Source organism: Mucilaginibacter sp. BGA-UO-ETr-C110 (assembly GCF_059567985.1).
Genome location: NZ_JCAQPB010000002.1, coordinates 5,014,617 through 5,029,026, shown reverse-complemented (window position 1 = coordinate 5,029,026; position 14,410 = coordinate 5,014,617). Strand labels below are relative to the sequence as shown.

General features: G+C 43.2%; 13 protein-coding genes and 1 riboswitch. Of the genes, 8 read left to right on the top strand and 5 right to left on the bottom strand.

What is annotated here, in order from left to right:
• Positions 1 to 93: 93 nt before the first annotated feature.
• Genes AC57BQ_RS21555 through mutL form a run of 4 tightly spaced genes read right to left on the bottom strand, consistent with a single transcriptional unit; the run spans position 94 to position 4,706 of the window.
• Positions 94 to 1,206: an endonuclease/exonuclease/phosphatase family protein gene (locus tag AC57BQ_RS21555; protein ID WP_496408219.1), complete on the bottom strand. Its 1,113-nt coding sequence runs from the start codon at positions 1,204 to 1,206 to the stop codon at positions 94 to 96.
• Positions 1,196 to 2,074, bottom strand: coding sequence for a rhomboid family intramembrane serine protease (locus AC57BQ_RS21550; protein ID WP_496408218.1), 879 nt, complete (start codon positions 2,072 to 2,074; stop codon positions 1,196 to 1,198). The genes AC57BQ_RS21555 and AC57BQ_RS21550 overlap by 11 nt, the downstream gene beginning before the upstream one ends.
• Positions 2,075 to 2,109: 35 nt before the next feature.
• Positions 2,110 to 2,826, bottom strand: coding sequence for a rhomboid family intramembrane serine protease (locus AC57BQ_RS21545; RefSeq protein WP_496408217.1), 717 nt, complete (start codon positions 2,824 to 2,826; stop codon positions 2,110 to 2,112).
• A gap of 23 nt (positions 2,827 to 2,849) precedes the next feature.
• Positions 2,850 to 4,706: a DNA mismatch repair endonuclease MutL gene (mutL, locus tag AC57BQ_RS21540; protein WP_496408216.1), complete on the bottom strand. Its 1,857-nt coding sequence runs from the start codon at positions 4,704 to 4,706 to the stop codon at positions 2,850 to 2,852.
• 130 nt (positions 4,707 to 4,836) lie between these two features.
• Between mutL and AC57BQ_RS21535 the strand changes: the two genes are divergently transcribed.
• The 6 genes from AC57BQ_RS21535 (at position 4,837) to AC57BQ_RS21510 (ending at position 11,924) form a co-directional block, all read left to right on the top strand.
• Entirely contained in the window at positions 4,837 to 6,468 is a 1,632-nt protein-coding gene (locus tag AC57BQ_RS21535) for an amidohydrolase (protein ID WP_496408215.1), read from the top strand.
• Positions 6,455 to 8,278 (top strand): serine hydrolase domain-containing protein, encoded by a 1,824-nt coding sequence (locus AC57BQ_RS21530; RefSeq protein WP_496408214.1) that lies wholly within the window; start codon positions 6,455 to 6,457, stop codon positions 8,276 to 8,278. The genes AC57BQ_RS21535 and AC57BQ_RS21530 overlap by 14 nt, the downstream gene beginning before the upstream one ends.
• Before the next feature lie 180 nt (positions 8,279 to 8,458).
• The gene (locus AC57BQ_RS21525; protein ID WP_090469456.1) at positions 8,459 to 8,974 is read left to right on the top strand and encodes an OmpH/Skp family outer membrane protein; all 516 of its coding nucleotides are present in this window, start codon (positions 8,459 to 8,461) and stop codon (positions 8,972 to 8,974) included.
• A gap of 201 nt (positions 8,975 to 9,175) precedes the next feature.
• Complete coding sequence (locus tag AC57BQ_RS21520; protein ID WP_496408213.1) at positions 9,176 to 9,982, top strand: helix-turn-helix domain-containing protein; 807 nt, start codon at positions 9,176 to 9,178, stop codon at positions 9,980 to 9,982.
• 107 nt (positions 9,983 to 10,089) lie between these two features.
• The gene (locus AC57BQ_RS21515; protein ID WP_496408212.1) at positions 10,090 to 10,473 is read left to right on the top strand and encodes a VOC family protein; all 384 of its coding nucleotides are present in this window, start codon (positions 10,090 to 10,092) and stop codon (positions 10,471 to 10,473) included.
• Positions 10,474 to 10,688: 215 nt separating this feature from the next.
• The gene (locus AC57BQ_RS21510; protein WP_496408211.1) at positions 10,689 to 11,924 is read left to right on the top strand and encodes an MFS transporter; all 1,236 of its coding nucleotides are present in this window, start codon (positions 10,689 to 10,691) and stop codon (positions 11,922 to 11,924) included.
• Between the two features lie 17 nt (positions 11,925 to 11,941).
• Here AC57BQ_RS21510 and AC57BQ_RS21505 read toward each other — a convergent pair whose 3' ends face one another.
• Positions 11,942 to 12,364 carry a VOC family protein gene (locus tag AC57BQ_RS21505; RefSeq protein ID WP_496408210.1) on the bottom strand — a complete coding sequence of 141 codons (423 nt, stop codon included), beginning with the start codon at positions 12,362 to 12,364 and terminating at the stop codon, positions 11,942 to 11,944.
• Between the two features lie 126 nt (positions 12,365 to 12,490).
• Here AC57BQ_RS21505 and bshA point away from each other — a divergent pair, with 126 nt between their 5' ends.
• Both bshA and AC57BQ_RS21495 read left to right on the top strand, forming a co-directional pair.
• On the top strand, positions 12,491 to 13,663 hold the full coding sequence (gene bshA / locus AC57BQ_RS21500) for an N-acetyl-alpha-D-glucosaminyl L-malate synthase BshA (RefSeq protein WP_090469474.1): 1,173 nt from the start codon (positions 12,491 to 12,493) through the stop codon (positions 13,661 to 13,663).
• Positions 13,664 to 13,861: 198 nt separating this feature from the next.
• Positions 13,862 to 14,053, top strand: coding sequence for a hypothetical protein (locus AC57BQ_RS21495; protein WP_090469477.1), 192 nt, complete (start codon positions 13,862 to 13,864; stop codon positions 14,051 to 14,053).
• An 84-nt stretch (positions 14,054 to 14,137) separates the two neighbouring features.
• Positions 14,138 to 14,202, top strand: a riboswitch (Fluoride riboswitch).
• Positions 14,203 to 14,410: the final 208 nt, after the last annotated feature.

Below are 14,410 nucleotides of genomic sequence, written 5' to 3'. Positions count from 1 at the left end.
AAGAGATTAGAGTCAAGAATCAAGATTTAAGACAATACCAAGATTATTTTACATGTTCTTGATTCTTGACTCTAACATCTTGCTTCTTTTTCCCTAATTGAGCACCACATCACTGCGCAGGGGATAATGGTCAGATAGTTTTTTTTCGATGATCTTGTAGGTGGCTACTTCAAACTGCGGACTGGCCATAATATAATCGATCTGATAGTTCGGGAAATCACCATTATAGGTACGCCCAAAGCCCGATCCTTTTTGTCGGAAAGCGTTTTTTAAGTCCTTAGCCATCTGGTTAACGGCGAAGGAAGTAGGCGTATCGTTAAAATCGCCGGTGATCAAATACGGGTACGGGCATTTGGCCGCGTGTTCTTTGATCTTAAAAACCTGTTCGCTTCTTTTTTCAAAGGCTATCTTGAGTTTGCCGCCTAAACGTTTGGTTGATTGCATATCGGTTTTGCCTTTTTTGGATACGCTGTCCAGGTATTTATAATCTTCGGGGTCAAAGCGGATGGATTGCAGGTGGACACTATAGAAACGAAAGGTTTGCTTCCCTTTTTTTACGTCGACAAATAAACACTGGTTCTCGGAGCGGGTTTCTGTCAGGCGGATCATTCCTTTACCTACTATCGGAAACCTGGAAAAGATGGCCATACCAATAGCCTCGGTACTGTTAAAGTTAAAAGGCTCAAAATAAAAGTTGCTGGCGCCTATGATCCTGATGAGGGAATCGCGCATTTCATACTGGCCCTTGTTTTTAGTATAAAATTCCTGAAATCCGATAATATCGGGCTGTTGCTGACTAATAAGCGTCAGAATTTGATGTTTGGTTGATATATCATTTGAGGCGCCGTATCGTTTAAAATTATGAACATTATAGGTCATTACCCTAATGGCATTCTCTGCGGCGGGTTTTTCAGTTTCGGCTCCGCTTAATCTGAAACCGATATTGTTGAACAAAACATTGTAGCCTAATAAAATAGTGACAAGCGATAACAGAAACTGCCAGCGGCGGCGCAGCAGCCAGTAGGCAAGCATAATAAAGTTGAGGATGAGTAATACAGGATAGGCCAGGCCAAAAAAAGCGAAGACCCAAACCTTTCGGGGGTCAACGTGGGGTGCGAAATAGCTGATCAATAAAGCAACACATAAGAACAGATTTATCCATAAAAGTATTTTACCAATAAAACTCTGTTTGCGTTTAACTTTCATTATTGCTTGCGCGAAATAAAATTTCTTTTTCCTGCTTGGTCAGGCTGTCATAACCCGATTGTGATATTTTATCTAATATACGGTCAATTTCATCCTGACGTGGGTACTCGGCACTATTTTTATTGGAATTTTTAGCCACCACTTTTAATTTAGGACTAGCTTTAAATATATTGCCGATACTGCCAATCCAGTCGTGCCCCCTTTGTAATTGTTTTATATAAACAAAACCCAGTAATGCACCGCCCAGGTGAGCTATTTCGCCACCTGCGTTGGGGCCAACCACACCCAGAAAATCAATCACCAGGATAACAAATACCAGCCACTTAAGCTTTACCGGTCCAAACAGGATCAATGATATGGTATAATTAGGGAGCAGTGTAGCTGTAGCTACCACAATGGCCATAACACTGGCGGAGGCCCCTACAATCAAAGCAAAATTGGCAGCGTGCAGACTGGTGAAAGCGGGTAATAAGTTATAGGCCAGCAGATAAAACAACGCGCCGGCAAGTCCGCCCATAATATACAGGCCAATGGTGCGCTTATTGCCCAGGTACTCTTCAAATATCTGCCCCATCCAGTATAGCCAAAGCATGTTGAACAGGATATGCAAAACCCCATCATGCATAAACATGTAGGTGATAGGTGTCCAGAAATGCTTGAGTAACGCCTGGAAAGAGGCCGGCATGCGCAGATATTCGACCGCGAATGATAAGATATTACTATTGCCGAAACCTGTAAAAAACAGTTGCTCCAGGATAGCCGAAACATTGATGATCAAAAAAACGGCTACATTAATGCCAATGAGCAGGTTGAGCTTATTGCCCGACCGCAGCATTTTGTACTGAATATTTTGCCAAAGGGTACTCATAAAATATACTTCCGTTTATTGGATAACTACCGTTATTAATAAAAATTGTTTGGTCTTTGTAAACGCCAGACTTTTACCATAATATAACCGATCAATGCCCCACCCAAATGTGCGAAATGCGCTACCGAATCGCCAGAAAACTGTTTCACACCCAAAAATAACTCGACTACCACATATACCGGTATAATATATTTGGCTTTGATGGGAACTGGGATAAACATGATCATCAGCTCCATATTCGGGAAAAGCATTCCAAAGGCAATTAACAACCCAAATATGGCGCCTGACGCACCAACAATTTGCCCATTATATGCACTATATAATTTCTGAGCTTGATCTCCATATTGAAAATAAGTTGCTTCAACTTGAGAGTTTGCTATTGAAAAAGCCCCTGTTATTGCATGTACTTCATAAGCCAGGACTAACATATGGCAGATAATACCACCTATGCCGCATATAAAATATAAGTTAAAAAACTTTTTGGACCCCATGGTATATTCCAAAATAGGCCCAAAAGAAAAAAGCGCAAACATGTTAAAAAAAATGTGTGCAAACCCACCATGCATAAACATATAGGTAATAATTTCCCACATTCGGAATTTGGGGTTATTAAAATAATAAGCCGGTAAAAACTCAATGATATTCGGTATATAACGCCCAATAGTATAAGTGCCTATAAAGAATATAATATTAATAATGAGCAGGTTTTTTACAACCGGTGGTATATTGGCAAATGGTGATTGACTATTCATAGTATAAATAAAAGCCGGTCAGGCTATTTTTCAAATCGTTCTAAAAGTTCGGCCATGGTAAAGGTACTGATTACGGGCTTACCGTTCAATGCCTGGTTTGGCGTTTCGCAGGCAAAAAGCTGATCAATGAGCTGGTTCATTTCCTCCAATGATAATTTAGTGCCGGTTTTAATGGCCCCGTTGCGCGCCAATGACCGGGCCAGGTTATCGCGCTTGTCCAGTTTTAAAATGGCCATGTTATTTTTAAAGCCTTCCAACAGATGCTCCAACAGCTCATGCTCACCCACATTGCTCAGCTCGGCAGGTATCCCTTCTACCACCACCGTATTTTTGCCAAACTCGCGGATATCAAAACCCAGCGAGCGGATATCGGGCAACAATTCTCTTAATAACTCAAAATCGCTACCGTTTAGTGTTACCGACTGCGGGAACAAACTTTGCTGACTTACGCCCGAATGATTTTGCAATTGCTGTAAAAAACGCTCATACAAAATACGTTCATGCGCGGCCTGCTGGCCGATGAGCATAAAACCCGATTTAATTTGCGACAGGATAAAGCGGTTGTGGATCTGGAACAATTGCCGTTCGCTTGATTTGCTTACCTCCTGCTCATTTACCGCGATACGCTCTTCCTGATGCAGTTCGTGCTGCAGGTTTTCTTCCTTTTTGCTGATCTCGTACAGCGTGTCCCAGTTATTGGGAATAGGGTTGCTCTTATAGCCACCATCTTCCCTCAAAAAAGGATGATCACGTACCGGTTTTTTCTCGGCTGCAAAAGGGTTAAAATTAGGATTGAAAGATATAGTTGGCGCCACGATCTCTTCAAAAGGTTTGGGTGTTATCAGGTGCTCAATGCTGTTCTCCTGGTCAAAATCCAAACTTGGCGTAATATTATACCTTCCCAATGAACGTTTTACTGCCGAACGGATAATGGCGTAAATAGCCTTCTCATCCTGATATTTGATCTCGGTTTTAGTAGGGTGTACATTGATGTCTATCCGTGATGGATCGATATCAATAAACAGTACATAAAAGGGGAAGCTATCGTCGGGCAGTAACTCTTCAAACGCGGTGAGTACGGCGTGGTTCAAATACGCATCACGGATAAAGCGGTTGTTCACAAAAAAGAATTGCTCGCCCCGGGTTTTACGTGCAAACTCAGGCTTGCCTACAAAACCCCGCAAATTGATAATGCTTGTATCTTCTTCAACCGGTACTAAACGTTGGTTATAATTGTTGCCAAACAGGTGCACAATGCGTTGCTTTAGCGCAGCACCCGGCAGATGGTATACTTCCTGCGCGTCATGATGCAACGTAAAAAATATCTGCGGATTGGCCAGTGCTACCCGTTGAAATTCGTCAATAATATGGCGCATTTCTACCGGGTTACTTTTTAAAAAGTTACGACGGGCCGGTGTATTATAAAAAAGGTTTTTAACCGATATAGAGGTGCCGGTATTAGCCTGGCAGGCCTCCTGGCTCACTACTTCAGAGCCTTCAATAAAAATGCAGGTGCCCAACTCGTCCTCATGGCGGCGGGTTTTCATTTCTACCTGGGCAATTGCCGCTATAGATGCCATGGCCTCGCCACGGAAACCCATGGTGCGTATGGCAAATAGGTCCTCGGCCTTGCGTATTTTTGAGGTGGCATGGCGTTCAAAACACATGCGGGCATCAGTAAGGCTCATGCCGCAGCCGTCATCGATAACCTGTATCAATGATTTACCTGCATCCTTTACAATGAGCTGAATTTTTCCGGCCCCGGCGTCAATCGCGTTCTCCACTAATTCCTTTACGGCAGATGCGGGGCGTTGCACCACTTCGCCAGCGGCAATTTGGTTGGCAACGGCATCCGGTAAAAGCTGTATGATATCTGACATCTAAAAAAAATCCCTCCAATTTCGAATTCGATGCTAAATTAAATATTTGAAGGCATAACTTTATGATTTGATAATTGTATAAACATTTAACGTTTAATAATTACATTACCAGTACCATACGATTTAGTTTATGAAGAAATTATGGCCAGCACTGCTCCTTTTCGCGGTAGCCTGCAAGCAAAAAGAGTATAATGCCGACCTTTTGGTTAAAAACGCCGTAGTTTATACGGTTGATAGTTCCTTTACCACCGCCAACGCTATTGTAGTTAAAGGCGGCAGAATACTGGCGGTAGGCGATGCGGATACACTGGAACAAAAATATTTGGCCAATGAGGTGGTCGATGCGCAGGGCGCGGCTATATATCCTGGTTTTATTGATGCTCATGCTCATTTTTATGAGTATGGATTAGGTTTGCAGGAAGTTAACCTGGTAGGCACGCACAGCTGGAATGAAGCTGTTGATTCGGTACAGGCGTACTCGGTTCGCAATACCGACGGCTGGATAACCGGGCAGGGCTGGGATCAGAATGACTGGACCCTGAAACAATTCCCCAACAAGGCTAAACTCGACTCGCTGTTCCCGGTAAGGCCGGTAATATTAAGCCGGGTTGATGGGCACGCTGCTATAGCCAACCAAGCGGCCCTCAATATTGCAGGGGTAAAACCAGGGCAAATCATCAACGGCGGCGAAATTGAAACCGTTAATGGAAAACTTACCGGTATTTTAGTTGATAACGCGGTGGGGATAGTAACCCGCAAGATTCCCGAGCCGTCTGGCCAGGTAGTGGAAGACGCATTATTGGCGGCGCAAAAGAATTGTTTCGCGGTAGGCTTAACTACCGTTGATGACTGCGGTCTGCCTTATACCATGGTGAGCACCATTGCCGAGCTGCAACACAAAGGATCATTAAAGATGCGCATGTACGTAATGCTGGCCGACAGGGAAGAGAATTACGAATACCTGTTTAAACATGGCGCTTACAAAACCCCGGGCCTGAATGTGAGGGCCTTTAAAGTTTATGCCGATGGTGCGTTAGGCTCAAGGGGCGCTTGTTTACTGCAACCCTATAATGATCAAAAAAACTGGAAAGGGTTTTTGTTAAGCAGTCAAAAGCACTTTGAAGAGGTGGCCAAAAAGATCTATGACAGAGGCTTTCAGATGGCTACTCACGCCATTGGCGACTCGGCCAATCGGGTGATGTTGAAAATATATGCCTCGGTACTGAAAGGTAAGAACGATCGTCGCTGGCGTATTGAACACGCGCAGGTGCTATCGCCCCAGGATATTAAACTATTTGGGGAAAACAGCATCATCCCTTCGGTGCAACCAACGCATGCCACCTCAGATATGTACTGGGCAGGTAAAAGATTGGGCGGGGAGCGTTTAAAATCGGCCTATGTGTATAAACAATTGTTAAAACAAAACGGTTGGTTGCCATTGGGGACTGATTTTCCGGTAGAGAATATAAATCCGATGTACACGTTTTATGCAGCGGTGGAACGTAAGGATTTAAAAGGTTTTCCTGAAGGTGGTTTTCAGCCCGAGAATGCGCTGACTCGTACTGAGGCCCTAAAAGGCATAACCATTTGGGCTGCAAAAGCCAATTTTGAAGAGAAAGAGAAAGGCAGCCTGGAACCCGGCAAATACGCCGATTTTGTGATATTGGACAAAGACATCATGAAAGTGAAAGGCGCCGAATTGCCAAAAATTAAAGTGATCAAGACTTATATAAACGGAGTTAAAGTATATGATAAAAAATAAATGGGGCTGTATCCCTTTTGTGTTGATTGGATTTACCTTTTTGAATACCGCCTGTGCGCAAATACCACCGCTTATCCCAACCGGGCAAGCATATGTTAATGAAGAACGGCTGGTGGAGCACTCTACCGTTTTATTTAATAACAGCAAATACCTGCTGCCGCTGAAAGATCTTGATCAGTTAAAAATAGCCAGCGTTCATTTCTCCAGTCCGTATGCTTCCGTGTTTGATAGTTTGCTTAATAAGTACAGTAAAGTACAGGCATTTGATGGTCGTACTTACAGCGGTGTAAAAACACTTGCCGATCTTTCCGCCGATCTGAAATGGTATAACACCATCATTCTGCAGGTAACCGATGCCGATCTGAACAATCCGCAGGTTATTGATTTTATTAACAGCAGCCAAAAACTCAAAAATGTGATTGTGGCTGCGTTTGGTGGAGGTGCGATTTTAAGTAAGCTGAACAATGTTACTGCCCCCATTTTATGGAGCGAGCGTTCAACGGCGGTTTCGGCATTATACAGCGCGCAGGTTATCTTTGGCGGTTTGCCGGTAACGCAAAAACTTACCCGCACCTATTCGCCGCAATTTGCCGCGGGTATGGGTTTTATTACCGATAAGATCAGGCTGCAATATACTGTTCCGGAAGATGCGGGGATCAATGCCAATAACTTAAGCGGTATTGATGACATTGCCCGCGAAGCTATAGCAGAACATGCTACTCCTGGCTGTGTGGTATTGGTAGCCAAGGATGGCAAGGTGATATTTAATAAGGCCTACGGTTATCATACCTATGATAAAGCTATCCCCGACCAGATAACGGATATTTTTGACCTGGCATCTATGACCAAGATAACCGCTACCACCGTAGAGGCCATGAAACTCACTGATGAGGGTAAACTGAACCTGGAAGCCACCCTTGGCGATTACCTACCCCAAACCCGGAGCAGCAATAAAAACGATATACAGATACGCGAGTTATTGATGCATCAGGCCGGCCTGATACCAGATATTAAAGGATTTGAAAAAGTAAAACCAACAGACCATAGTACTGATTCGTCCGCGGCATACCCTACCCGGGTATCTGATCATTATTTTTTGCGGAAGGATTATTATAAAGACGTGATGTTTCCGGATATACTGAACTCCCCCCTTAAAACCCGGGGGCAATATGTATACAGTGATGTAGGTCTGGTACTGATGATGGAAGTGGTAGAAAGTATCACCGCCATACCCGAAAATGTATATGTACAGCAAGCTTTTTACAAACCGCTGGGGATGCAAACCGCGGGTTTTTTACCCCTGTACCGTTTTAACCAAAACCAAATACCGCCTACCGAGAACGACCAGGAATTTCGCCAGAGTTTGCTCGACGGTTATGTGCACGACCCTACCGCGGCCCTAATGGGTGGTGTAGCCGGTCATGCCGGGCTTTTTGCCAGCGCCAATGATGTAGCCATATTATACCAGATGCTGCTGAATCGCGGCACCTACGGTGGCACCCAATATTTTAAACCCGAAGTAGTTGATCTGTTCACCTCCAAGCAGTCGGCGGTGAGCCGCAGGGGGTTGGGTTTTGACCGCTGGGATCCTATCGCCGACAGACATTATCCATCTAAACTGGCATCGCCGCAAACCTATGGGCATACCGGCTTTACAGGCACCTGTATCTGGGTGGATCCGAAATATAACCTGGTATATATATTCCTGAGTAACCGGGTGCACCCTGACGTAAGTAACAAACTAGGCAGCCTCAACATCAGGCCAAGGATCCAGGATGTGGTTTATGAGGCGATCAATAAGGAAATGTAAGCAGTTTGAGAACCTAAAGGAGATGCAATGCGTCCCTGAAAATAATAGAATTGTAGAGACGCGTATTCGCGTCTCTTTTTGTTACTATCTACTTATATTGATCTTATTTTTTAACTTTAAGTAAAACAATTTTCCAATCAATGCGTTTCAGTTTTCTCTAATAAATAAAAATTACTGAACATGAGAAAACTATTCAAAGTTACCCTGCTCGCTTTAAGCTTACTATTTGTTGGTAAATTTTCAAATGCGCAATCCAAGATCGGTTATGTTGATTTTCAATCGATCGTTAGTCAGATGCCCGAGGCTAAAACTATTAAACCCCAGATAGATGCCTATCAAAAACAATTTGTAACCCAACTAACCGCAATGAATAATGAGTTGCAAACCAAGGGGAAGGCTTTTCAGGATCAAAGCAAAACCATGACCGATGCCGTAAAGGCAACAAAGCAAGCCGAATTACAGGACCTGCAAAAAAAGATGCAGGATTACCAGGCTACTGCCCAGCAACAGGTTGATGCCAAATCGAACGAGTTGGTAAAGCCGGTAACCGATAAAGCCCGCGCCGCGGTTAATGATGTAGCCAAAGAAAAAGGTGTTAACTATGTGCTTGATTCTTCACAAGGCTCTGCGCTGCTTGTATCCAACGATGGCACCGATCTTACCGCTTCGGTTAAAACCAAATTGGGAATAAAATAAAAATTTTCTTAAGATAGGGAATATAAAAAAGCGCGTCATTGCGAGCGCAGTAATCCCAAACTATACAGAGCGGAGGTGCTTATTGGGGATTGCCACGCTGCGCTCGCAATGACGTTTTGGGTTGCTAAATAAGTCAAGAAGCTGGTCGTCAATGTGAAACCCAATAATAAATCATAACTTTATATAAAGATATGATCCGCAATGAAGTACTACACCATTCAGCCGCCGGATATATTAAAACCTTTTGTACGGTTTTTTTGGGTGCTGGAGCATGAACTATCTGCCAGCGAGCCGGAGTATGTTTACCGGTCCATAGCCGATGGCTGTACCGAAATGGTATTTCATTATCAATCCACCTTTGATGAAATTAACGACAAGGGACAGGAAAATGGAGGCCCTTCGGGTATCCAGTTCCAAACCAACCGTTACCGCCGTTTTATAACCCGGCAAAGCTTTGGCATTTTTGGCGCTTATATTTATCCTTTTGCCGTCCCACGTTTTTTTAAGATCCCCAGCAGCGAAACCACCAACCTGGCGCTCGATTATGATACTTTTTTAGGCAGCGCCGGTCGCGAGTTAGAAGAACGGATGATGCTGGCGCCCGACAATCAAAAACGGGCTGTGATACTGACCGATTTTTTACTGATGCGCTTACGACACAATACACCTACCGACGACCGGATCATTACTTCCATCAGGCAGGTGATCCACACCAATCAACATAAAACCGTAGCGCAGCTAGCTGATGCGTTTAATCTTTCAGCCCGGCAGTTCGACAGGCGTTTTAAAGAGTATGCTGGTTTTAGTCCCAAAAGTTATTTGCGATTGACCCGCTTTCAGGATGCTATAAAACAATACGGCAGTGATAAATCACTAACCCAGATAGCCTTGGAGTGTGGTTATTATGACCAGTCGCACTTTATACATGATGTAAAAACTTTTACCGGCTATCACCCCAGCTTTTACTTTTCTGGCAAAGCAGAAGGGACAGAGTACCGCAACACGTAAATCCTAAATCCATAAATCCGAAATCGAATATCCGAAATCAGAATGTCTTGTTTTTACAATTTTGCTGAAACCAGGCTGGTTAATTTTGAATAAAAAAACAGATCGATATGGAAACCATAAAAACCATCCCCGAAACCTATCAGCGTATTATGCCTTATCTTATTGTAAAGGATGCACCCGCCTTCATCACCTTTATGCAAAACGTATTTGGCGCGAAGGAGCAGTATAAACAAATGCGCGATGAAAAACATATCATGCATGCCGAAATCAGCATTCAGGGCAGCACCATTATGTTTTGTGATAGTACCGAAACCTATCTCCCGCAAAATGCCGGCTTATTTATTTATGTAGATAGCTGCGACGAAACGTATAGAAAAGCCCTCGAAAACGGTGCCTCAAGCGTCACAGAGCCAGCAGACCAGCCCTATGGTCGTAGTGGTGGGATAAAAGATCCTTTTGGCAATACTTGGTGGGTAACTAATCCGCTTTGAAATATCGCCTAACTCAACAAAAGGCCACCTTGTTATTAAAATAAGGTGGCCTTTTGTTTGGGCGATGTAATTTTATGATGTAATCACTGCTGTAGGATTGTCTCTTAACTAATTCATAATTAGCGTGTTTTGTGGTATTTATTTAGTCGATGGGACTATCCCTGCAGGGGTTCATCCAATATACCGCTGATAAGAATGTTAATTTTGCGGCGTCTATGAGCACGTTAACATCAAAAGGCCCCCCAATTAAGGAGCATCACCAGTCAATAGCTACTCTATTGGCTTTTGCCCTGATCCCCTTATCGGGTTTCGCTACTGATATCTATATCCCATCGTTACCCACCATGGCCGGAGAAATGAGCGTGAGTAATGTGCAGGTACAGCTAACATTAAGTATTTTCCTGATCAGCTATGGCGTATCACAACTGTTTATCGGCAGCATATTGGATAGCTTTGGCCGGTACAAGATTAGTCTGGCTTCACTAGTTATTTTTGCGGTTGCCAGCGTAGTGATCGCTATCACCCATAATATTTATTTGATTTACCTGATGCGGGTAATACATGGCGTAACCGTTGGAGCCATTATAGTAGCCAAGCGGGCTTATTTTGTGGATCTGTTTGCCGGCGAAAAACTAAAACACTACCTGAGTTTATTTTCTATCATTTGGTCAACTGGGCCTATTGTGGCGCCGTTTATCGGGGGCTATTTACAAACCGCTTTTGGCTGGGAATCCAACTTTTACTTTTTAGCCGGTTTTGCTGCGGTGTTTGCCATCCTGGAATTTATTTTCAGCGGCGAAACCCTGGTTCATTTTTCAGAATTTCATTTCCAAAAAATTGTCAGGGTTTATGTCGGCATGATCAAAACCTACAGCTTTACGCTAGGTATAGTGATGCTTGGGCTGGCGTATTGTATGGTGATGACCTATAACATGACTGGTCCTTTTATTATCGAACATCATTTACACCTAACGCCCGTTATCGCAGGTTATAGTTCGCTGGTATTGGGCTTTGCCTGGATGGTAGGAGGTTTTATCGGGAAGGCTACTATCAACCGGCCGTTTTTCAAAAGGATGGTAGTTAACGTGGTCATGCAGGCGCTTTTTGTATTGGTGATGATCGTCAGCCTTCAATTTGTTAGCAATTTATATTCAATGATATTTTTTGCGTTTATTATTCATGTTTGCGCCGGGTATACTTTTAACAACTATTTTACCTTTTGCCTGAGCAAATTCCCCAAAAACGCAGGCATAGCAGGAGGGCTCACCGGGGGCATTACCTATGTTATTGTTTCTTTTTTAAGTTACGGCATCGTTAACGTGGTGCCAGCCAAAGACGAACGTAACCTGAGTTATAGCTATTTGATATTCATTTTGCTCTCGGCGCTGATCATGTTTTTGATCTTCCGGATCAATAAAAAAGAGAAGGCTCCTTTAGAAGCTCTGGTATAATCAAACTTCGCGATTTGTTAAAGTACCTGGTTAAACTCCAGCCGCTCACCATCAGGCCCGGTGATGTTAAAATACTTACAGCCATTCTTCCAGAATTGCAGGAAAACCGGGGCTTCTTCCATGATGTTAAAGCCAGCCTCTTTTATGATCTCATAAGTTTTATCAATATCACTTACATCAAAAGCCACATGATCAATATGCCCGTTGCCACGTGCCCTGATTTCCGTTAAGCCCGCTTCAGGTAATTGATAAAGTTCCATGAGTATGTTTTCACGCTGCATCATTACACAGGTGCCCTGTTCGCCATGATCGGTAAAATGGGCTTGCATCACGTTGTTAAAACCTAGTAGGCTGTAAAATTGTTGTGACGCATTCAGGTTGGTTACGGGGATGCCTATGTGTTGTATACTGTTGATTTTTAGTTGGATAGCGTTTTTCATTCGGGGCGATATTAATAGTATAAAATTAAAAAAATGAGTAACTTGACTAAGTTATATCATTTTACACAGTGTTAACACATTTGCCATAAATTGCTGTTAAACTTGCAGCCATAATTAACCAACTTAATGAAAATCGGAATTGTATGTTACCCAACCTTTGGTGGAAGCGGCGTTGTAGCCACAGAACTCGGTAAAGCCCTTGCCGACCGCGGTCACCAGGTTCATTTTGTTACCTATAACCAGCCAGCCCGGTTAGATCTTTTCTCCGAAAACCTGTTTTACCACGAGGTATCGGTATCCAACTATCCGCTTTTTGATTTTCCGCCTTATGAGCTAGCCCTGGCTAGCCGCCTGGTTGATGTGGTTCGTCACGAAAAGCTGGATGTATTGCACGTTCATTACGCCATTCCGCACGCTTCGGCAGCGTTTATGGCTAAACAAATATTACTAACCTACGGTATTTATATCCCCGTAGTAACCACGTTACACGGTACCGATATTACTCTGGTTGGTAAGGATCGCACTTTTAAGCCGGTAGTTACCTTCTCTATCAATCAGTCTGACGGTGTCACCGCGGTATCCGAAAACCTGAGGCACGATACTTATGAATTTTTTGAGATCGATACCGATATTAAGGTGATTCCCAACTTTATTGACCTGACCCGTTTCAGCCTTAAAGCAAAAGACCATTTTAAAAAGGCCATCGCGCCATCGGGTGAAAAAGTGCTGGTACATACTTCCAACTTCCGTAAGGTAAAACGTACCGAAGATGTGGTGAGGATATTTGCCGAAGTAATCAAAAAGATCCCTTCAAAATTACTCATGGTTGGCGACGGCCCTGAACGCTCTGGCTGCGAGCAGTTATGCCGCGACTTAGGTGTTGCCGATAACGTACGCTTTTTGGGTAAGCAGGATGCCATTGAAGAAATACTTTCGGTAGCCGACCTGTTCCTGATGCCATCACAATCAGAAAGCTTTGGTTTGGCCGCTTTGGAGGCTATGGCTTGCAAGGTGCCGGTGATCAGTACCAATGCGGGTGGTTTGCCCGAATTAAATGTTGACGGTGTAACCGGTTTTCTGAAAGATGTTGGCGACGTAGAAGGCATGGGCGAAAGTGCTATTTATATACTGGAAGATGAAGACCGGCTGAACCAGTTTAAAGAAAACGCCCTGGCCCGGGCTAAGGAGTTTGATTTGGCCACCATTTTGCCTTTATATGAAAATTATTACCTGGAGGTGATTGATAAGTGTAAAGACAAGTGTAAGGAGCTGTGTACAGGTAAAGCCAAGATTGCCTGAATGTAAACTGAATACAATTAACTCATATAAAGTTAATTAGCTATCTGGATATTTTTTTTCTTATATTCAGGTCATTCATTTGACAGCCTAAAGGGATGTAACATACCTGATACAATTGAAAAAATATTTTCTAAAGGTTAAATATTTTCGTTGATGTTAACTAACTTAGTTTTCTGTTCACTTTTAAAAATTAAACTTATGGCAAAGCACACAACCCTAAAACGTGGTCAATTACTTAAGTACATTGGTAAAAGATGGAAGAATTTAAACATCAGTAACCCCTTCATGAAATTTCTGGGTTATGACGGGAATGGCTTCGCTGATCTATGGGTAGAATACCAGGGCCGCACATTATTCATCTCTATTAAAGAAGTTGAGCTGGCCGTTTAAAACGGTCAGTTTAAATGCCGCGAAAAGGGTTTGTTTTTAAACTTACCCCGGATAATTATGGCTTTATAAAAAAAGGAGCTATATTCGTACAAAGGAAATGGTGTCTTCCTACTTAACCGCCCTAAAAAGCTGATGGCGCCTACAATAAATTAACCCGCAGGATTTATCCTGTGCTGATTTTTTGTAGGTGGAAAAAAAACTCAACACATCTGTTTTAAACGTATACCGGCATAATGCCCGGCTGAAATTTCTATTACCTTCTTGTAAAAAATCTGTTTTACTTCATGTCATTGCGAGGTACGAAGCAATCGTATGCTTTACAGAGTCGGGTTGTATTGTCCGCTATTTCCGCATACT